17 protein-coding genes are annotated in these 21,025 nt (G+C 59.5%); 11 read left to right on the top strand and 6 right to left on the bottom strand.

All coding sequences use genetic code 11. The annotated features are described in order from the left end of the window. Position 1: 1 nt before the first annotated feature. Positions 2-1,540: an MFS transporter gene (locus JIO00_RS16230; protein ID WP_169857647.1), complete on the bottom strand. Its 1,539-nt coding sequence runs from the start codon at positions 1,538-1,540 to the stop codon at positions 2-4. A 164-nt stretch (positions 1,541-1,704) separates the two neighbouring features. Between JIO00_RS16230 and JIO00_RS16225 the strand changes: the two genes are divergently transcribed. Then, a complete protein-coding gene (locus tag JIO00_RS16225; RefSeq protein WP_200666294.1) occupies positions 1,705-2,571 on the top strand; it encodes a LysR family transcriptional regulator in 867 nt (288 codons plus the stop codon). Positions 2,572-2,675: 104 nt separating this feature from the next. Here JIO00_RS16225 and JIO00_RS16220 read toward each other — a convergent pair whose 3' ends face one another. After that, positions 2,676-3,119, bottom strand: coding sequence for a thioredoxin family protein (locus JIO00_RS16220; protein WP_200666292.1), 444 nt, complete (start codon positions 3,117-3,119; stop codon positions 2,676-2,678). Between the two features lie 82 nt (positions 3,120-3,201). After that, entirely contained in the window at positions 3,202-3,603 is a 402-nt protein-coding gene (locus JIO00_RS16215; RefSeq protein ID WP_200666291.1) for a hypothetical protein, read from the bottom strand. A gap of 446 nt (positions 3,604-4,049) precedes the next feature. Here JIO00_RS16215 and JIO00_RS16210 point away from each other — a divergent pair, with 446 nt between their 5' ends. From JIO00_RS16210 to JIO00_RS16175, 8 genes are all read left to right on the top strand, one after another. Continuing rightward, positions 4,050-4,898 (top strand): transporter substrate-binding domain-containing protein, encoded by an 849-nt coding sequence (locus tag JIO00_RS16210; protein ID WP_010460890.1) that lies wholly within the window; start codon positions 4,050-4,052, stop codon positions 4,896-4,898. A 52-nt stretch (positions 4,899-4,950) separates the two neighbouring features. After that, complete coding sequence (locus JIO00_RS16205; protein ID WP_010460889.1) at positions 4,951-5,613, top strand: amino acid ABC transporter permease; 663 nt, start codon at positions 4,951-4,953, stop codon at positions 5,611-5,613. A gap of 9 nt (positions 5,614-5,622) precedes the next feature. Beyond that, entirely contained in the window at positions 5,623-6,285 is a 663-nt protein-coding gene (locus JIO00_RS16200) for an amino acid ABC transporter permease (RefSeq protein ID WP_077747697.1), read from the top strand. Next, positions 6,282-7,073, top strand: a complete 792-nt coding sequence (locus JIO00_RS16195; RefSeq protein ID WP_010460885.1) for an amino acid ABC transporter ATP-binding protein — start codon at positions 6,282-6,284, stop codon at positions 7,071-7,073. The genes JIO00_RS16200 and JIO00_RS16195 overlap by 4 nt, the downstream gene beginning before the upstream one ends. A gap of 32 nt (positions 7,074-7,105) precedes the next feature. Beyond that, positions 7,106-7,495, top strand: a complete 390-nt coding sequence (locus tag JIO00_RS16190; protein ID WP_010460883.1) for a RidA family protein — start codon at positions 7,106-7,108, stop codon at positions 7,493-7,495. A 157-nt stretch (positions 7,496-7,652) separates the two neighbouring features. Then, positions 7,653-8,417, top strand: a complete 765-nt coding sequence (locus JIO00_RS16185) for an IclR family transcriptional regulator (RefSeq protein WP_010460880.1) — start codon at positions 7,653-7,655, stop codon at positions 8,415-8,417. Positions 8,418-8,456: 39 nt separating this feature from the next. Further along, a complete protein-coding gene (locus tag JIO00_RS16180; RefSeq protein WP_200666289.1) occupies positions 8,457-9,674 on the top strand; it encodes an amino acid deaminase in 1,218 nt (405 codons plus the stop codon). 141 nt (positions 9,675-9,815) lie between these two features. Continuing rightward, positions 9,816-10,751 carry a sugar kinase gene (locus tag JIO00_RS16175; protein ID WP_083376588.1) on the top strand — a complete coding sequence of 312 codons (936 nt, stop codon included), beginning with the start codon at positions 9,816-9,818 and terminating at the stop codon, positions 10,749-10,751. A gap of 121 nt (positions 10,752-10,872) precedes the next feature. On the opposite strand, the gene JIO00_RS16170 is transcribed toward JIO00_RS16175, so the two are convergent. Both JIO00_RS16170 and JIO00_RS16165 read right to left on the bottom strand, forming a co-directional pair. Then, entirely contained in the window at positions 10,873-11,148 is a 276-nt protein-coding gene (locus JIO00_RS16170; protein ID WP_007898282.1) for a peptidylprolyl isomerase, read from the bottom strand. Positions 11,149-11,214: 66 nt separating this feature from the next. Further along, complete coding sequence (locus JIO00_RS16165) at positions 11,215-13,752, bottom strand: PAS domain-containing hybrid sensor histidine kinase/response regulator (RefSeq protein ID WP_172791115.1); 2,538 nt, start codon at positions 13,750-13,752, stop codon at positions 11,215-11,217. A 121-nt stretch (positions 13,753-13,873) separates the two neighbouring features. On the opposite strand from JIO00_RS16165, the gene JIO00_RS16160 reads away from it, so the two are divergent. Together JIO00_RS16160 and JIO00_RS16155 are read left to right on the top strand one after the other, a co-directional pair. Next, positions 13,874-14,983, top strand: a complete 1,110-nt coding sequence (locus tag JIO00_RS16160; protein ID WP_200666287.1) for a PilT/PilU family type 4a pilus ATPase — start codon at positions 13,874-13,876, stop codon at positions 14,981-14,983. Between the two features lie 125 nt (positions 14,984-15,108). Further along, positions 15,109-18,969 (top strand): hypothetical protein, encoded by a 3,861-nt coding sequence (locus tag JIO00_RS16155; protein WP_200666285.1) that lies wholly within the window; start codon positions 15,109-15,111, stop codon positions 18,967-18,969. On the opposite strand, the gene JIO00_RS16150 is transcribed toward JIO00_RS16155, so the two are convergent. After that, positions 18,966-20,921, bottom strand: a complete 1,956-nt coding sequence (locus JIO00_RS16150; RefSeq protein WP_200666283.1) for an acetoacetate--CoA ligase — start codon at positions 20,919-20,921, stop codon at positions 18,966-18,968. The two genes, JIO00_RS16155 and JIO00_RS16150, sit on opposite strands and share 4 nt — an antisense overlap. Positions 20,922-21,025: the final 104 nt, after the last annotated feature.

The raw sequence follows: 21,025 nt of genomic DNA, 5'->3' as shown, positions 1-21,025 counted from the left end.
TTTATTCCAGGCTCAGGGAAAAACTTTTCGGCGCAGGGATCGGATTGCGCATCAGCGTGCCGACCACCAGTGCCCCCAGCAGGGCCAGCAAACCAGCGACCAGAAGCAGCAGGCTGAAGCCGCCGACGAAGGCCTGACGCGCCAGTGGCTCGACCAACGCACGCGCGGTTTCCGGCAGCAGGTTCATCGCCGCCGTCATGTCTCCGGCGACCACCCGTGAGGCAATGCCCTGGGTCTGGCCGAGCCATTGCGGACCCTGTGTCGACAGGCTGGTGCGCAACAGCAATTCGGTGTGGCTGGACAGCAGCGCGCCAAAGACACCGATGGCCAGCACGATCGCGCTGAAACGCATGGTGGTGCTCATGCCTGAGGCCATGCCGGTGCGCTCGCGAGGGACGCAGGCCATGATGTTCTTTTGCGTGTCGCCATTGAGCAGGCCGGCACCGGCGCCCGTCACGGCGATGGCCAGTGCGAAGGGCAGGTAGCCGCCGCTGCTGACGGCCCAGGCGCTGAGCAGGTTGCCGCTGCCGACCAGGGTCAAACCCGCCGCCATCAGCGTGGCTGGGGCAAGTCGATTGGCCAGCCGAGCGCCGATGCGCGGGCAAATCAACATGGTCACGGCAAACGGCAACATCCCCAGCCCCGACGCGATGGCCGAGAAGCCCAGGCCGTTTTGCAGGTAGAACGGCAGCAACGTCATCATCACCTGAGCGCAACCGGCGTAGGCAAACATGCCAAGGAGGGCGCCGATGAAACGCGGATGCCTGAACAATTTCAGGTCGACCATCGGCCGCTGTTGCATCCGCTCAATCAGTACAAACAGCCCCAATAGCAGCGCGCCCCCGATGATCCGGGCGTAGGTGAGCGGGTTGCTCCAACCGATTCGATTGGCTTCGATCAAGCCCCAGATCAGGCACAGCAAACTCGCACTGAACGCCAGGCTGCCCCAGGGATCGAGTCGCGCCGATTGGGGGTCCCTGGATTCCGGCACAGCGCGCCAGACCATGAACATCAAGAACGCGCCCACCGGCAGGTTGAGGTAGAAGATCCAGCGCCAGCCCACATATTCGGTGATCAGCCCGCCGACCGTCGGCGCAGCGGTCATCGCCACGCCCATGCACGCGCCCCAGAACGCCCAGGCCTTGGCCCGTTCGACTTCATCGTGAAAGGTGTGGCCGATGGAGGCCAGGGCCGAGGTCAGCAACAGTGCCGCGCCGACACCCTTGACCGCCCGCGCAATGTCAAGGAACAACGCCGTGGGCGCCGCGCCGCAACCGATGGAGGCAAGGATGAAAATCCCCAGGCCCCAGAGCAGGGTTTTCTGCCGGCCAAAGCGGTCGGCGATGCTCCCGGCGGGCAGCAACAACGCTGCGAACGCCAGCATGTAGGCGCTGACCACCCATTCAATGTCGGCAAAGTTCGCGCCCAGGTCCCGTGCGATGGTCGGCAGAGTGACGGCGACGATGTTGGTGTCGAGCACGATCAGCGAGCACACGCCGGAGGCCGTCAGCAGCGTAAGGCGCGGACTGACCCGGGTCATGACGTGATTGCCTTTTGGGCAAGGTCGTTGATCGTGGCGGCGCAAAGGTGTTTGACGTACATGGCGTTGGCTCTCTACTGTGATTGCCATTGAGCTTATCGCGGTCGATTGTCGGCTCTGTTAGCCCGGCACCGGGACTTCATTACCTTTGAGCTAATGCACCCATGGACATACGGCATTTCCGCTACTTTCTGGCCGTTGCCCGGCAAGGCAACTTTACCCGCGCCGCCGAACAACTCGGTATCGCGCCGCCGACCTTGACCCGGCAGATCCAGGACATGGAGAACGAACTCGGCACGCGACTGTTCGTGCGCCAGACACGTGAAGTCAGCCTGACCGAGGCCGGCGCGGCGTTAATGATCGAAGCCGAGGCGACGGTGCGGCAATTCGAGTACGCCCAGCACAATGCCCAGCGGGCCGGACGCGGGGATATTGGCCATATCGAACTCGTTTACGTGGCGTCGGCGGTGTACTCGGGGGTGCTGCAAAAACAGGTGCAGGCTTTTGGTCGTGAATGCCCGGACGTCAGCTTGAATGTTCGGGAAAGCCCTATGGCGTCATTGCCAGCCATGGTGGTCGAGGGGCGATTTGATGTGGGCTATGTCCGCTCACCGATGACCTTGCCCGAGGGGTTGGAAGCCGTTCGCCTGGATGCAGAAGGCTTTGTGCTGGCGCTGTCCTCCGAGTCCTGGTTGTGCCGACTGCCAGAGATTGCTCCGGAGCATCTGCAAAACGAGACGTTCATCCTGCCAGAACAAATCAGCGGCACTTTGCAAGTCGCCGCCGAGGGCGGGTTTGCACCGAAACTGGGCGCGCAGCCGGGCGGTCTGGTGGCGGTCATTGCGCTGGTTTCGCTGGGGCAGGGCGTGGCGGTCGTGCCGGCGTCGGTGGTCGGGCATGTCGGGTTGCCCGGTGTGTTGTACCGCACGATCAAGGGCTGCGAGGCGACGTCGTGGTTGTCGTTGATTCATCGACGGTTCGAGAAATCGGCGGCGGTGTCCAGGTACATCGAGCAGGTCAAAAATCGCTAAGGCCAAAAGCTTTCGCGAGCAGGGATCTTGTGAACACTGAAGATCCAATGTAGGAGCGAGCCTGCTCGCGAAAGCAATCTACCCAACACCCCCAATGCCCCAACCTAACAGCAAACCCGGCGATTCAACCGCTCAGTGGCACGAGGCACCGTGCACAGCCGGCGCAAGGTCCGTCGCAACCATGTCAGATCGTGCGTCGGTTTACGCTTCTCCTTCGCCGGTTTCACCCTGCCAATGTGCCTGGCGAAATCCTCTTTCAACGTTTGTTCGGTTCCAATCCCTTTGAGCTTCTTCAGCAGTTTACCGTTCTGATAAAACAGCACGGTTGGAGTTCCGGTGACGTGCGGATGCCGAGGCGACTCAATGGTGTTCAGCATGTAGACGTGCGCGTGATGCCGATAGGCCTCGGCAACCTGACGGAAGATCGGCCCGGCCATTTCGCAGGCCGGACAGTGCTGGCTGCCGAAGTACAAAATCACTGGGCGCCAGGTTTTCAGGGCTTTTCGGTAGATCGGGGCCAGGGGGTGGTGGGCGGTTAACGAGTGCATTGAAATTCCCCATATTCAGAAAAACACGCCACAACGATGAAAAACTGGTGACCGTGATCGTCGGTCACCAGCCATTCAGGTTTTAACGGCGCTCAAGCCGGACATCATCGAAGTACGCCCCGAAATGGGGCTGGCGATAGTCCGATCCCAGCTTTACAGTGATAAGAGTGTTATCAGCAGGGGCCTCGAAATCTAAATACTGCACCGACCAGTCGTTGCCACTGAAGGGTTCAAGGCTGATTAACGTGAATGAAGGTGCCAGCAGCACCCACGCTTTGCAGATAAAGTGTGGATCTGCTTTCATTTTTAGAGTGAGCCGATATTTACCCTCTGTAGCGTGGATGATCTGATGACACTCAGCTCCTGCCTGCACGAGGCAATAACCGTTTTCAAATTTCGCCGTGTCTGGGGATGGCACTCCCCAGTGCCGGTCCCGTTCCGTGAAATCACCATTTAGCAGCAAATTACTGTTTTGTTCAGACATGCTGGACATCCTGTAAGTGATGTTTGAGTCCCTATCACATCCTGTCAGGACTGCTTGTCGGATGGACCTTGATACGGGGGTCAAGCAGATTTGGCCTTCCTTTGGCATTTACCACAACTGTCAGATCTGACAGGTAAAGCCCACTTCCTGACGAACGGCACAGTAGGCGTACCGGTTTTCTCCGTCATGCACGTTCGCTTTTGAGTGAGTGAAAACGCACCCAAATGTGGCCTTGTTTCCCAGCTTGTTGCCTGCGGTAGCGTTTTTCCCACCTACCGCACAATCTCTCGGTTCAACCCGAATATTTACTATCCAGTTGAATTCGTTAGCTTTCCCGTTTCCCTAGGATTTATCGCCAAGTCTGTGGCACACTTTCTGCTGTCTATTCCGTTGTTACACACCTATGTCCGGTATAGCGGAATAAACATCACCCTGGAGTGCTTGCCATGCAACGCCGACCTTCCTTGTTTAAAGCGTGTATTTTTCTTGTCGCTGCTTCGGCTGCTGCCATGGGCGTGGCCCAGGCGGCGGACAGCAAGCTCGATAGCGTGCTGGCCCGCGGGAAACTGATCGTGGGCACGGGCAGTACCAATGCGCCGTGGCACTTCCAGGGAGCGGATGGCAAGTTGCAGGGGTTTGATATCGATATCGGGAAAATGATTGCCAAGGGGTTGTTCAACGACCCGACCAAGGTTGAATTCGTGGTGCAGTCGTCCGATGCGCGGATTCCCAACCTGCTGACGGACAAGGTCGATATCAGTTGCCAGTTCATCACCGTGACCGCCAGCCGTGCCCAGCAAGTGGCGTTCACCCTGCCTTACTACCGCGAAGGTGTCGGACTGCTGCTGCCGGCCAACAGCAAGTACAAGGAAATCGAAGACCTCAAGGCCGCCAACGACAGCGTGACCGTGGCGGTGCTGCAGAACGTGTACGCCGAGGAGCTGGTGCATCAAGCCTTGCCCAAGGCCAAGGTCGATCAGTACGACAGTGTTGATCTGATGTATCAGGCCGTGAACTCCGGCCGTGCCGACGCCGCCGCCACCGATCAATCGTCGGTGAAATACCTGATGGTGCAGAACCCTGGCCGCTATCGCAGCCCGGCCTACGCCTGGAGCCCGCAGACCTACGCCTGCGCGGTCAAGCGCGGCGATCAGGACTGGCTGAACTTCGTCAACACCACCTTGCATGAAGCCATGACCGGCGTTGAGTTCCCGACTTACGCGGCATCCTTCAAGCAATGGTTCGGTGTAGATCTGCCAACCCCGGCCATCGGTTTCCCTGTCGAATTCAAATGATCCCGTGAGAGCGGGGCGCCGATGACGCGCCCCGTTCAAGGTACTGCTGACCATGAACTATCAGTTGAACTTTGCCGCCGTATGGCGCGATTTCGACACCTTGCTGGCGGGGCTCGGTCTGGGCCTTGAGCTGGCGCTGGTGTCGATCGCCATCGGTTGCGTGATCGGCCTGATGATGGCGTTTGCTTTGCTGTCAAAGCACCGTGCATTGCGGGTGCTGGCGTCGGTGTATGTGACGGTGGTCCGTAATACGCCGATTCTGGTGTTGATTCTGTTGATCTACTTCGCCTTGCCGAGCCTGGGGATCCGGCTGGACAAGATCCCGTCGTTCATCATCACCCTGTCGCTGTACGCCGGGGCGTACCTGACTGAAGTGTTCCGTGGTGGCTTGTTGAGCATTCCCAAGGGGCAGCGTGAAGCGGGCCTGGCGATCGGGTTGGGCGAGTGGCAGGTCAAGGCCTACGTCACCGTGCCGGTGATGCTGCGCAATGTGTTGCCGGCCTTGTCGAACAACTTCATTTCGCTGTTCAAGGACACCTCGCTGGCCGCCGCGATTGCGGTGCCGGAGCTGACTTACTACGCACGCAAGATCAATGTCGAGAGCTACCGGGTGATCGAAACCTGGCTGGTGACCACAGCGCTCTATGTTGCGGCCTGTTACCTCATTGCCATGATGCTGCGTTACCTCGAGCAGCGTCTGGCGATCCGCCGATAGGAGGCCACCATGTACGAATCCCCCAGTTGGTTGCATGAGTTATGGGTGGCGCGGGAAGTTCTGTGGCAGGGCTTTTTGACCAGTGTGCAGGTCTCGGCCCTGGCGATTTTGCTGGGTACGATGGTCGGTATTGTTACCGGTCTGGTGCTGACCTACGGCAAGTTCTGGATGCGCGCACCGTTCCGGTTTTACGTGGACATTATTCGCGGCACACCAGTGTTTGTACTGGTGCTGGCCTGCTTCTACATGGCGCCCGCATTGGGCTGGCAAATCAGCGCGTTTCAGGCCGGTGCCTTGGGGCTGACGCTGTTCTGCGGCTCCCACGTCGCGGAGATTGTGCGCGGCGCGTTGCAAGCGTTGCCCAGTGGCCAGATGGAGGCAAGCAAGGCCATCGGCCTGACGTTTTATCAGGCGCTCGGCTACGTGTTGTTGCCCCAGGCGTTGCGGCAGATCCTGCCGACCTGGGTCAACTCGTCGACCGAAATCGTCAAGGCGTCGACCTTGCTGTCAGTCATCGGAGTGGCGGAATTGTTGCTCAGCACGCAGCAGATCATCGCGCGTACCTTCATGACGCTGGAGTTTTACCTGTTCGCCGGATTTCTGTTTTTCGTCATCAACTACGCCATCGAATTACTCGGCCGGCACATTGAAAAGCGGGTGGCCTTGCCATGACTCAACCTCAAGTTTCGACACAGAACCAGGCCCTGCTGGACATTCGCGGCCTGCACAAACAGTACGGCAAGCTTGAAGTGCTCAAGGGCGTCGACCTGACCATGCAGCGCGGCAACGTGGTCACGCTGATCGGCTCCAGCGGCTCGGGCAAGACCACGCTGCTGCGTTGCGTGAACATGCTCGAAGAATTCCAGGGCGGGCAGATCGTGCTCGATGGCGAGTCCATCGGCTATGACGAGGTCAACGGCAAGCGCGTGCGTCACCCGGAAAAAGTCATCGCCCGGCACCGGGCAATGACCGGCATGGCGTTCCAGCAGTTCAACCTGTTCCCGCACCTGACCGCGCTGCAGAACGTCACCCTTGGCTTGCTCAAGGTCAAGAAACTACACAAGGAAGAAGCGGTGGCGCTGGCGGAGAAATGGCTGGAGCGGGTTGGCCTGCTGGAGCGTCGTGACCACTATCCCGGCCAGTTGTCCGGCGGTCAGCAACAGCGCGTGGCGATTGCCCGGGCGATTGCGATGAACCCGAGCCTGATGCTGTTCGATGAAGTGACCTCGGCCCTGGACCCGGAACTGGTCGGCGAAGTGCTGAACGTGATCAAGGGCCTGGCCGACGAAGGCATGACCATGTTGCTGGTCACCCACGAGATGCGTTTTGCCTTCGAGGTCTCGGACAAGATCGTCTTCATGAACCAGGGGCGGATCGAAGAGCAGGGGCCTCCCAAGGAGCTGTTCGAACGCCCGCAATCGCCGCGTCTTGCCGAATTTCTCAAGAACACGCGGTTTTAACTTTTATATTTTTTCGATCAGGAGAAACACTCATGAGTATTACTCGTTACGGCACCGGCAGCACCGCCGCTGGCGGTCAGCCTCGCCCATTCGCCCGAGCCGTTGAAGCCGATGGCTGGCTGCACGTTTCCGGGCAGGTGCCGGCGGTGGACGGCGAGATCATTACCGGTGGCATCGTCGAGCAGACCCACCAGGCCATGAAGAACCTGATCGCGATTCTCGAAGAGGCCGGTTATGGCCTGGAAGACGTGGTGCGTGCTGGCGTGTGGCTGGAGGATCCGCGGGATTTCACCAGTTTCAACAAGGTCTTCTCCGAGTACTTCAAAAGCGAGCACGCACCAGCCCGGGCCTGTGTGCAGGCGAACATGATGGTCGATTGCAAGGTCGAGATCGACTGCATCGCGTACAAGAAAAAGGCCTGAGCCTAATGATCGATCCCACGCTCTGCGGGGGAATGCAGCCCGGGGCGCTCCGCGTCCCAAAGCGGACGCAGAGCGTCCATTGAGGCATTCCCCCGTCGAGCGTGGGAACGATCATTAGCGGTAAACTCCCCGGCGAATTTGTATGGGAACCACTGACATGACCGAAGACACCATCAAGCGCAGGGCTCGCGGTCTGGACCGGGCGTTCGATATCCTCGATTTCCTCAAGGAAGTCGGCAAACCGCTGCGCCCGAATGAAATCGCCAGCGGCATCGACAGCCCGAAATCCACGATCTACGAACTGGTCGCTTCCCTGCTGGAACGACGCATTCTCGAACCCGTGGGCAAGGACGGTCACGTCTACCTCGGCCGTCAGTTGTACTTTCTCGGGCAAGCGCATTTGCGCCATTTCGACCTGACCCGCGAAGCCGATCACGCTTTGCAGGACATCGTCAGCCAGACCCATGAAACCGCGCAGATGTGCCTGCTTAACGGGCGCAAATACACCGTCGCGCTGATGAAAGAGGGCGAGCGGCATTTCCGTATTTCCTCGGACATCGGCGAGAACGCGCCAATCCCCTGGACTGCTTCCGGGCGCCTGCTGCTGGCGCACCTGAGTGATCAGGAGATCATTGACCTGATCGACCACGACGACTTCATCCTGCCCGACGGCGAACGCCTGCCGCTGGAGCAGTTTCTCAAGGAAATCCGTCAGGCCGGTATCGATGGCTTCTTCTCTTTCGATAGCGTCGCCGACACCTTCACCCATTGCTTCGCCGCCCCGGTCAAAGACCCGAGCGGCGTGGCCATTGCGACCCTGTGCATCGTCGCCCCACGGGACGACGCCAAGAACAATTACAACGACTATCGCCGGGTGCTGATCGACAGCGCCAATAGCCTGGCCCGGCGTATCAACGAATAAAAGCGGCTGTCTGCAGCCGCGAATGTGAGGAGTTCGACCATGTCTTCTGCCCAAAACACTGCCGCTGTGGAAAAGGGCTTTGCCCAGACTGGCGCCAATCTCGTGCGCGACGTCAGCCTGCCTGCGCTGGTGCTGCACCGCGAAGCGCTGGAACACAACATTCGCTGGATGCAGGCGTTTGTCAGCAACAGCGGCGCGGAACTCGCGCCCCACGGCAAAACCAGCATGACGCCCGCGCTGTTCCGGCGCCAACTGGACGCCGGCGCCTGGGGCATCACCCTGGCCAGCGCCACGCAAACCCGCGCGGCCTATGCCCACGGTGTGCGTCGGGTGCTGATGGCCAACCAATTGGTCGGTACGCCGAACATGGCGCTGATCGCCGATTTGCTGGCGGACCCGACGTTCGACTTCCATTGCATGGTCGATCACCCGGACAACGTCGCTGACCTGGGCGCGTACTTCGCCTCGCGCGGTGTGCGCCTGAACGTGATGATCGAGTACGGCGTGGTCGGTGGTCGTTGCGGTTGCCGCAGTGAAACGGAAGTGATCGCGCTGGCCAAAGCCATCAACGCCCAACCGGCGCTGGCGCTGACCGGCATCGAAGGCTACGAGGGCGTGATCCACGGTGATCATGCGGTCACAGGCATTCGTGAATTCGCCGCCTCCCTGGTGCGCCTGGCCGTGCAGTTGCAGGACAGCGGCGCCTTTGCGATTCCCAAGCCGATCATCACCGCGTCGGGTTCGGCCTGGTACGACTTGATCGCCGAATCCTTCGAAGCGCAGAACGCGGGTGGACGCTTCCTCAGCGTGTTGCGCCCCGGCAGCTACGTGGCTCACGACCATGGCATCTACAAGGAAGCGCAATGCTGCGTGCTCGACCGCCGCAGCGATCTGCACGAGGGCCTGCGCCCGGCGCTGGAAGTCTGGGCGCATGTGCAGTCGTTGCCGGAGCCGGGTTTCGCGGTGATCGCCCTGGGCAAACGCGACGTCGCCTACGACGCGGGGTTGCCGGTGCCGCTGCTGCGTTACAAGGCCGGCGTGGTGCCTGCCACCGGCGACGATGTCAGCGCCTGCAAAGTGACGGCGGTGATGGACCAGCACGCGTTCATGACCGTGGCGCCGGGGGTTGAGTTGCGGGTGGGCGACATCATTTCGTTCGGCACTTCGCACCCGTGCCTGACGTTCGACAAGTGGCGCACGGGGTGTCTGGTGGATGAGCAGCTGAACGTCATCGAAACCATGGAAACCTGTTTCTAAGGCTTCGGACCGAGGCGCGGCCTTCGCCAGCAAGCGGGCTCCCACAGGGATCTTGTGAACACTGAAGATCCAATGTGGGAGTGAGCCTGATCGCGATGGCATCCTCCCAGACAACACCGCAATACCAGAGACCCCACAACAATGAACACCATCAACACCCTCGGCCCCAACACCCCGCGCATCGCCTTGATCGGCGAGTGCATGATCGAGCTGCAACAACGCGCCGATGGCACGCTGCAACAGAGCTTCGGCGGCGATACCTTGAACACTGCGGTCTACCTGTCCCGGGAACTCGGCACCCGCGGCATCGTCGATTACGTCACCGCACTGGGCGACGACAGTTTCAGCGATGCCATGTGCCAGACTTGGGCCGACGAACACATCGGGTTGGGCATGGTTCAGCGCCTGCCCGGGCGACTGCCCGGTTTGTACTGCATCCAGACTGATGCGGCGGGCGAGCGCCGCTTCCTCTATTGGCGTAACGAAGCGGCCGTGCGCGACTGCTTCACCACCCCGGCCGCCGCGCCGATCCTGGCCGCGCTGCCGGATTACGACGTGCTGTATTTCAGCGGCATCACCCTGGCAGTGCTCGGCGTGCAAGGTCGGGTGAAACTGCTGGAAACCCTGATCGAGGCCCGCCAGCGGGATGCGCGGATCGTGTTCGACAACAACTACCGGCCACGCTTGTGGGCGTCAGTCGAAGAGGCGCGGGCGGCTTATCGCAGCGTCTTGCCCTATGTCGATCTGGCGTTGCTGACCGTCGATGACGAGCAGGCGCTGTTTCATTTTTCCGATGGCGAGGCGGTGTTTGCCGCTTACGAGCAGATTGGCACCCCCGAAGTGGTGCTCAAGCGTGGCGCCGAGGCGTGCCTGATTCGCTGTGATGGCGAGTCGTTCGAGGTGCCCGCGCAGAAGGTCGAGCGCGTGGTGGACACCACGGCGGCGGGGGATTCGTTCAGCGCGGCGTATTTGGCCAGTCGGCTCAAGGGTGGAAGTGCGGTTGAGGCGGCCGAGGCGGGGCATCGGTTGGCGAGTCGGGTGATTCAAGTGCCTGGAGCACTGATTCCCAAAGATTGAAATAAGCTTTTGTGGCAAGGGAGCTTGCTCCCGTTCGGGTGCGCAGCAGCCGTAAATTGGGGGCGCTACGCAGCCCAGCGGGAGCAAGCTCCCTCGCCACTGGGCCTTTAAGCCAAACCCATCAATCCCGGTAAAACACCTGCACCAAGTGATACCCGAACTTGCTCTTGATCGGCCCATGCACCACCCGCAGCGGTTTTTTGAAGATCACCGCGTCGATCACCCCGACCATTTGCCCGGGCCGCACTTCACCCAGGTCGCCCCCGCGTTTGCCGGACGGGCAGGTGGAGTACTTCTTGGCCAGCACATCAAAGGCTTCGCCCTTGGCGATGCGTTGTTTGAGCTGCTCGGCTTCTTCCGAGGTTTTCACCAGAATATGGCGGGCTTGAGCTTTCATGGGGGGTATACCTTGCAACGGTGGTGGCTATGTTGATGCCAGCGGGGCGCGCGATTATGCCTCAACTCACTCCGGTTGGCCGATCATCGTGCGAATCTTGTTGGCCAACAGGTCAATGGAAAACGGTTTGGCGACCATGTCCATGCCTTCTTCCAGGAAGCCTTGGCGTTCGGCGGCTTTCTCCGCGTAACCGGTCATGAACAGGACCTTGAGTTCGGGACGGTGCTGGCGAGCGATCTCTGCCAGTTGCCGACCGTTCATGCCCGGCAGGCCTACGTCGGTCACCAGCAGATCGACCCTCAGGTCGGATTCCAGCAAGGGCAGGGCGGTCTTCGCATCCTCGGCTTCGTGGGCGTGATAACCCAGCTCGTTGAGCAGGTCGAGCACCAGCATGCGCACCGCCGGGTCGTCTTCCACCAACACCACGGTTTCGCCGGCAATCGCCGCCGGAGCCTCGCCCGTGAACGGCAGCAGTACTTTTTCCGGTTCCGTGGCGTGCAATCGGGGCAAGTAAAGGCGAACGCTGGTGCCCTTGCCCGGCAAACTGAACAGGCTGACATGCCCGCCCGACTGCTGGGCGAACCCATAAATCATCGACAATCCAAGGCCGGTACCCTGGCCGATGGGTTTGGTGGTGAAGAACGGGTCGAACGCCTTGGCCAGCACCGACGGTGTCATCCCGGTGCCGTTATCGCTGACGGCAATCATCACGTAATCCCCGGCCTTGACCGGTTCCAACGTGGTGATGTCGCTGCCGTCGAGGTAAACGTTGGCGGTTTCGATCAGCAACTCGCCGCCATCGGGCATGGCGTCCCGGGCGTTGATGACGAGGTTGAGCAGAGCGTTTTCCAGTTGGCTGACGTCAGTGCTCACTGGCCAGACCTCGCCGGCCAGCAGCAGTTTGAGTTCGATGTGATCGCCCTTGGTCCGGCTGAACAAGTCTTCCAGGGAGTGCACCAGGTCATTGGCGTTCAGCGGCCTGCGATCAAGCGACTGACGCCGGGAAAACGCCAGTAGCCGATGGGTCAGGGCGGCGGCACGATTGGCCGAGGACACCGCGGCTTCGGTGAAACGGCCAATCTCGGCGGCGCGCCCGTCCGCGATATAGCGCTGCATCAGATCGAGGCTGCCAATGATCCCGGTCAGCATGTTGTTGAAGTCGTGGGCGATGCCGCCGGTGAGCTGCCCGACCGCCTCCATTTTCTGTGCATGGCGCAAGGCGTCTTCCGCGCGTTCACGCTCGAACATCTCGTTTTGCAGCCGTTGGTTGGCTTCGGCCAACTGCTGGGTGCGGGCCGCGACCCGTTCCTCAAGGGTATCGTTGAGATTGCGCAGGGCTTCTTCCGTCTGTTTGCGCTCGGTTTCGTCAATGACAAAGATGTAGAAACCATTCACCGTGCCGTCGGCACCGTGGCGCGGCAAGTAATTCATCAAGGCATGGCGGTTACTGCCGTCCCGGTGCGGGGTATTGATGCTGAAACAGCAAGACTTGCCCGTCAGCGCCAGGGCAATGTGTTCGGCGCGCAAGGCATAGGCTTCCTCGCCCAGCACTTCACGAATGGTGCGGCCATAGAGTTCCTGCGGTGTCAGGCCATACCAGTCCAGATAAGCGGCGTTGTTCAAGCGAAAGCGTTCCTCGCTGTCCACGTAGCTGATCAGGATGGGCATGGCGTTGATGATCAGCTGCAACTCGGTCTGGCTCTGGCGCAGGGCTTGCTCGGTGAGCTTGCGTTCGGTCAGATCCAGCGCGGCGCCAAGGAAGCGGATCGGCCGGCCATGGTGGTCCTTGTAGCAGCGACCGCGGGCAAACACCCAGCGCAGGTGACCGCTGGGTTGCAGCAAGCGATATTCCTCGGCGTATTCGGTGCCGTGGGTGATGGAATATTTGATGCTGCGGGCGACCATGGCGCGATCTTCCGGGTGCACGGCCTGGAGGTAGGCGCTGATGGGCAACTGACTGGCGAGCAGTGGGTCGATGTTGTGCAGTTCGGCGAAATGCGCATCGGCGATGAAGCGATCTTCGCCGATGTCCCAATCCCAGGTGCCGACGGCGTCGGTGGCCGCCAGCGCCAGTTGCAGGCGCTGTTCGGTTTCGTGCTGGGCCTTGAGACTGGCGGCCGACCGCTGTTCCAGTTCCAGCGCGATGCGTCGGCGTTCATTGGTTTCGATGGCGGTGACCAGAATGCCAGCAACCTCAGCGTTTTCATCGCGGATCGGGCTGTAGGTCAGGTCCAGCCAGAAGTCGGAATCACCTTCGTCGCGTTGCAAGGTAAAACGTTGTTCGCTGTAGGTACGCACCTGGCCTTGTAGGACAGCGCTGTAAATGGGGCTGGTAAAGTCCTGAAGTTCTGGCCAGATCTGGTGCGTCGGTTGTCCGAAAGCGTGTGGATGCTTGCTGCCGGCGAGGAGGGCGAAGCCGTCGTTGTAGATCTGCGTGAGGTGCGGACCCCACAGCAACAGCATCGGCATCGGTGAATGAATCACGATGTCCACGGCAGTGCGCAGGCTCTGTGGCCAGGTGCTGGCAGCGCCCAGCGGGGTGCGTGTCCAGTCCAGTCTGGCGATCAAGGCCTGTGCATCGCTGCCCGTCAGTGTTGCGTTCATCAAATTGTCCTGCACTTAAGTCGGTGGCGCGGCGTCTACTATCCTTGCAGGGCGGTAGACGCTGGATGATCTGCCATGGGTCATTACTTTTTCATTGAATGCTTCGCGGGTGTTTTTTGCCATGGAAATCGATGCACTGTTGCAGATACTGTCTGACCGGAATGGATCCGATCTTTATCTTTCCACCGGCGCACCACCCAGTGCGCGGTTCGACGGTGTGCTCAAGCCGCTGACCGACCAGCCATTCAAGCCGGGAGCAGTCGCGGCCATTGCCGAGTCCATCATGGACGCCGAACAGCGCCTGGAGTTCGATCGGGAACTGGAGATGAACCTGGCAATCTCCCTGGCGGGTATCGGGCGCTTTCGGGTCAACATCTTCAAGCAACGCAACGATGTGTCAATCGTTGCACGCAACATCAAGCTCGACATCCCGCGTTTCGAAGACCTCAAACTACCGGCGGTGCTGCTCGAAACCGTGATGCTCAAACAAGGATTGATACTGTTCGTCGGCGCCACCGATTGCGGCAAGTCAACCTCTCTCGCGGCGCTGATCGATTACCGCAACCGCCACAGCACTGGCCATATCGTCACCATCGAAGACCCGATCGAGTACATCCATCGGCACAAGCAGTCGATCATCAACCAGCGTGAGGTCGGCGTCGATACCCGCAGTTTTCATGCTGCCCTGAAAAACACCCTGCGCCAGGCCCCGGACGTGGTACTGATCGGCGAAATCCGCGACCGCGAAACCATGGAGCACGCGCTGGCGTTTGCCGATACGGGCCATCTGGTGATCTCGACGTTGCACGCGCACAACGCCCATCAGGCGCTGGACCGCATCATCAATTTCTTTCCCGAAGAGCGGCGGACGCAGTTGCTGCATGATTTGAGCAACAATCTGAAAGCCTTTGTTTCCCAACGATTGGTGCGGACTCTTGACGGTCAGCGCAGGGCGGCAGTGGAAGTGATGTTGGGAACACCCACGATCGGTGACTTGATAAGGCGCAATCAACTGGACGAACTTAAAGACATCATGGAAAAGTCCGCAGAGTTCGGTATGCAGACGTTCGATGGCGCACTGTATGCACTGGTGATGGAAGGCGCAATCAGTGAGGAAGAGGCGCTAAAACATGCGGATTCGCTGAGCAATCTGAAGTTGCGCCTCAAGCTGTATGGCGGTGGGCCTTCGACCGCCAATGCGCCCATTGGGGACTGGGGGTTAGTGGATTGATGAGGTGGGTAAGGCGGCGACGATGAAATGTTGTCTTATGAAGTTTTACTGTTTAGTTAATTTTTGGTGGGTCAGGATTCACCTTCGATTAATGAATCAGTGAACTAAATACATAAGGTTGTTTTATGGTTGTTAAGTTGAAATATAAAGACTATCCGTTGTCCGGAGCCGTTTCCGAAGTCCAGCACCAGTGGTTAAGGGCCGATGCCGCTGAACGACAAGTGGTCGCGCGCTTGTTGCAAAGTGTCTTCGAGGATCAAGAGGATGAAGGGCCGTACTGTTGGCAAGGTTATGAGTTTGAGCTGGCAAAAGGTTCTTCGCTGTATGAAGTCCATATGCCGGGGCGAGTGGCATGGAATAACCTGGCCAACTACACGGTCGTAATGGACGAACTCCGTCGCCACCGTCCGGAGAATATGGCGGCAACCCGTATTAACGAAAACGGCGGACTTGAGATATTCCGAAAAGACCGGCAAGTGTGGGAAGTCGTCGACGTGAATATCGTCCAGGCGTCGCACTATTATCAAAAGCTGCTGGTGGTAGGTGATATTGCCAGGCAAGCCGGTGGATACATTTACACCGAAGATTTCGTCGATGTGGACCAATGGCTGAGGTTTCATGGCCTGACGGTTCCAACGAACGCGAGCGAAACCAGAAACCTGATCGCGCTTTTCGAGTTTGATCCTGATGTCGATGAGTTGGGGCACTATTGGGGGCAGTTGGTTACGGATGATTCATCGTTAGCCGTCTTGTCGGCTGAGCAACGGACCGCCATTCGGCAGGTTACTCAGCGTGTTACCCAGAACACCAGACTGCTGGACATGTTGTACCGCGAAACGGGACGCGCCGTTGCGACACACGAAAATGCCGCCGAGCGGATCGTCGCGTTGGTCAAGCATCCGGTGGCCCAGGCCTGTGCCAGGGAGATTCTGGAAGCGTCGGACTGGTTCGGCGCACATCCCGGGCAGAACGTCTTTGCGCAAGATCTCGAGCAACTGCTGGTCACCAGCCTGTTGCTGGATCTTTATCCGTCTCTTGGTAGCACCGGGGATCGCAAGAGTCTCGGTGGTTTCGCTTTATATGCGCCGAGTAACGTAGAGCGGTCGCCGGCCGTGGTCCGCGAAGAGCTGCAAGCGTTTCTCTATACCAAGGGCTGGGTTGATCCTGCGGCGGTGCCACTGGCGTGTCATCTGCTGCTGGCGGACATTGCGCCGGAATTTCTGGTCAGGGGCGTGCCATCGTCGATGACGATGGGGTCGGTTGCCTGGGTAACCTTTTGCCATGGCGTTGCCTTGGCGGAAGCGGTCAGGAAGGGCGCGTCGCGTGTGCTGACGTATGCGCAAATCATGGCGTATGTCGAACTGGAGCCTGTCAGCGAGCCGCTGTCCCGACTGCGGGATTTGGCAATGATCGATCCGATCGTCGACTGGGCCCTGATCAACAGCGTTATCAGCGCAAGCGAGCTGACTCAAGCGGCAAAGGACACCACCGAGCGGGCCATCACCGCGTTCCAGGCATATGCGGAAAACTTCACCCATCTGGCGCGCGTCTATTCCATCCCGATGCCCAACCGCGAAACCATCGCGCGCGAAGCCTTGCAAGGCGCGGTGCCGGAGTGTGATTTTCTCGACGATAAAGTGCTCTATCAACACCCCGGCCTTTATGCGTCCTCCAACCCCATGTCCATGGTCGAGTTGCATATGTCGGCGGATCTGGAAGGTGGCCAGTGGGATTTTCCTGCGGTCTTTCCCGATAAAGTTATTTCCGGGACCCCTGATTTGTTGGCCGGTATCACCCATTACAAAAGACCAACTCAGTACGACCCCTCCGTCACTAGCCTTTATAGTCGCTTTCCAAGGTTGCGAAGCCTGCCCCCCAACAATGTCGAGTACCATCGCCAATTGCGCGATTATCACGGCCAGTTGAATAACGCGCTGGCGAGCAACATCAAGTTGGCCCTTTCACACATGCTTCCTCATGATCTGGACGTCTTTCTGAACGGAAAAATCAGCTTTTTTACCGTTCGTCTTCCGGCCACCAGAACCGAGTCTTTCTTTTCAATATCGCCGGTCCCTGTTTCAACGACTTACGAAACCCGGCAAGGTAGCGATGCTGTCAAGGGACGCTTCGGCATTGTCATGTTTGCAACTCACGCAAACACGGCGGTGTGTTATGAGTTGTTTACCTTGCGGGGTGAGTTACGGAGAAACAACACGCTCGCCTCGCTGATCATCTCAACAGGCAAATTGCGAACGGCCGCGAGAATGGATTTCACCGGGGACCTGAATGCGCCGGAACGACCTGCGCCCCCCGAATGGTTGCCTCTTTCTGTTATTGAATATACCGACGGCGTTTTCGCCGGGAATGACGCCAGCAGCGACATGGCAATTATTGAAAAACTGGGCGAACTCCCCGCGCCACTGCAAGTAACGGCTCGCCAGCAGAGTACTTATATGAATGTTGGCAATCCGCAACTGGCGCGAATTGCGGCGTTCGTTGTGAACAATCATCCGTTGCGCACGTTGGACGAAATCGAGTTGATGGCCACCGTGCCGACAGCGCTTGAAACCGAACGCAAAAAAGGCGAAGAGACTGCAGATTACATCGTGAATCTGGTGGTTCCGTTCAAAAAGTGCATCGAGGATTTGTCTTCCGGAGAGCACAACAAGGTCGTAGACGGGATCTACGGTTGCGTCATGGACGCCATGGCGTTGGGCGGGGCATTCGTGGGGGCGGGCGCCAAAGCGCTGAGCATCTCGTCGAAGGCGATCTCCCTGTCGTCCAAAGGCGCCCGTCTGACCAAACTGGCCTTTGTCACCTCCATTTCCCTCTTCAACCCCGTGGATGATGTGCCAACGGTGTTTTATGGTGCCGGCAAACTCATCCATAAGGGCGCGTTACGTTTCAGCAGTCAGGCTGAAGCGCTTCTTGGACTGGCGAAGTCCCAGTTGGGCAGACTCCATGGCAGCCACAAATCCTATGACCTGCTCCGCGCCGCCAGTCACGTCCACACCGGACAGGGTAGCTGGCGGCCACGTGGTGCAGTGGGTGAGACCCTGTCAGTGGTGGCCGCGCGCAACCAACTCCAATGGTATGCCCTCGACCGCCTGGGCAAAGCCTGGGGGCCCAAACTGGAGCACTTTGCCTACATGGCGCCTGTCGCCTTGCCGCGCCCAACCAAGACATTGCCTGTCAGTTACACCCGACAGTTCATTGAACAAAGTCTGCCGCGAGCCCGGACTAAAATTGAAAACGCAATCAATGCCTTGATCCACCGTGACTTTGAGGCGCAGCGCACGCTGGTCGCGAGGCTGCTGATGGGAAGCGATTCGAATGAAGCAATCAATCAGTTATTGAATTATTTGAGAGCGGTAAGGGCGGACTTCGCGGGCGTTTCCATCAGTAACTTCGTCCTTGATCCACTCAAGGACACCCACCACATTGCCGCTTTCGACACGAACGCTTACCAGCAGTGGAAAGGTGCAACCGGGCAATCCGACGCGAAGTTCGTTGAAATCTACACCGTCAATCTCAACCGTCACTTCATCGGCCAGGGTTTCAACCTTGACGTCGTCGCAGACGACTTGATCCATGAGCTGTTTCACGGACCTGCGCAGATCGGTGATGTCGCCTATGCCCGCGACGCCGGCAACGTTGGCGGTGGGCAGTCGCTGGACGTGGCGTCGCTGTTGAACCTGGCCTCCGGACAGCTTGCGGTGACAGATGGAGGCAATGCCCGTCACGCCCGTGCCAAAGCCTTTGAAAACGCCGACTCACTGGCGGTGGTCACTTCGCTGCTGAGCCAGTTGTACACCGACGAAGGCGGGTTTGACCGCAACATGTCCCTCCTGCGGAGCACGCTGGAAGCAAACCCCGAACGTGCGATTGTCGATCCGGTGCTGATCACGCTGAACAAACCCGTGACTGCGCAGAGGTTTGCACAGGGCACGGCAGCCCCGGCCCGAGCGTTCGATCGAACCGTTTAAAAAGCCAGTTCCGGCCGATCCCGAAATTGCTCCAGCGCCTCGGGATTGGCCAACGCATCGGTGTTCTTCACCTTCTGCCCATGCACCACGTTCCGCACCGCCAGCTCGACGACCTTGCCGCTGATGGTCCGTGGGATATCGGTCACCGCGACAATCTTCGCCGGTACATGCCGGGGTGTGGTGTTGGCGCGGATGACCTGGCGGATCTGCTGCTGCAAAGCTTCATCCAGTTCGACGCCGTCGCGCAACTTCACGAACAGCACCACCCGCACGTCATCCTGCCATTGCTGACCAATGGCCACGCTGTCCAGCACCTGTGGGACCTTCTCCACCTGACGATAGATTTCCGCGGTACCGATGCGCACGCCGCCCGGGTTGAGCACCGCGTCCGAGCGGCCGTGGATCATCATCGCGCCGTGGGGCAGCTGTTCGGCGTAATCGCCCTGGGCCCAGACGCCGGGGAACTGACTGAAATATGAAGCGTGCAGCTTCTCTTGCTGCGGGTCGTTCCAGAAACCAATGGGCATCGCCGGGAAGTGCCGGGTGCAGACCAGTTCACCTTTCTCGCCGATCACTGGCTTGCCGTGGTCATTCCAGACTTCGACCGCCATGCCCAGGCTTTTGCCCTGGATTTCGCCGCGACGCACAGGCTCAAAAGGATTGCTGTTCACAAAGCACGAAACGATGTCGGTACCACCGGACATCGAGGCCAGGCACAGGTCGCTCTTGAGGTCGCGATACACGTAGTCGTAACTCTGCGGCGACAGCGCGGAACCGGTGCAAAGCAGGGTTCTCAGGCTGCTCAGGTCATGGCTTTCGCGCGGTTTGATCCCGTGGGTTTCCAGGGTGGCGAGAAATTTTGGACTGGTGCCGAAGACGCTGATGCGTTCATCGTCGATCAGGTCGATCAAACGCCGGGGGTCCGGATGGAACGGCGAGCCGTCGTACAGCACCACTGCACTGCCCACGGCCAGGGCAGAGACCAGCCAGTTCCACATCATCCATCCGCACGTCGTGTAGTAGAACAAACGGTCGCCGGGGCCGAGATCGCAATGCAGGCCGTGTTCCTTGACGTGTTGCAGCAACACGCCGCCGGTGCTGTGGACGATGCATTTCGGCACGCCGGTGGTGCCGCTGGAGTAGAGGATGTACAGCGGATGGGCGAACGGCACGGGGACGAAATCCGGCTCGCCACCGATGTCGTAAAAATCATCCCACAGCGTCACGTTGGCTCGGGTGTGGAACTGTTCGATGCGTGCCTGTGGTCGGGCATAGGGCACCAGGATCAACTGTTGCAAGGATGGCAGGCGTTCGAGGATTTCATTGACCTTGGCGGTCTGATCGATGTCCTTGCCGGCGTAGCGATAACCGGCGCAGGTGATGAGCACTTTTGGTTCGATCTGGCCGAAGCGGTCGATGACGCCCTGGGTGCCGAAGTCCGGTGATGAGCAGGACCAGATCGCCCCCAGGCTGGTGGTGCCGAGCATGGCCACCAGAGTTTGCCAGGTATTGGGCATGCACGCGGCGACACGGTCGCCGAGGCCGACGCCAGCGGCTTTCAGACTGTTTTGAAAACCGGCGACATGCTCGGCGAGTTCCGCCCAGGTCAGGTGTTCACGCTGGCCGTTCTCGCCAATCGCAATGATCGCCACGGCATCGTCGCGACGGCGCAGCAGGTGCTCGGCGAAATTCAGGGTGGCGCCTGGGAACCACTCGGCGCTGGGCATTTGCGCGCCTTCCACCAGCACTGCGTCCGGCTGATCGTGGAAACGGATGTCGAAGAAGTCGACGATCGCCTGCCAGAAAGCTACGCGCTGATCGATGGACCATTGGTGCAGGGCGGGGTAGTCGTCGAGGTGAATGTGGTGCCGTTTAATGATGAAGCGCCGAAAGGCCTCCATGCGGGTTTTGCTGATGCGCTCGGCGCTGGGTTGCCAGAGGATGTCGGACATGGCTTGCCTCTTCTTCTATTTTCAGATTCATTCGCGGGCAAGCCTCGCTCCTACAGGTTTTGCGTCGAGCCACAAATCCGGCTGCAACCACAAAACCTGTGGGA

This window comes from Pseudomonas sp. SW-3 (assembly GCF_016615645.1).
GTDB classification, from domain to species: domain Bacteria; phylum Pseudomonadota; class Gammaproteobacteria; order Pseudomonadales; family Pseudomonadaceae; genus Aquipseudomonas; species Aquipseudomonas mandelii.
Note: the sequence above shows the minus strand (reverse complement) of the source record. Positions and strands in the feature narration are given on the sequence as shown.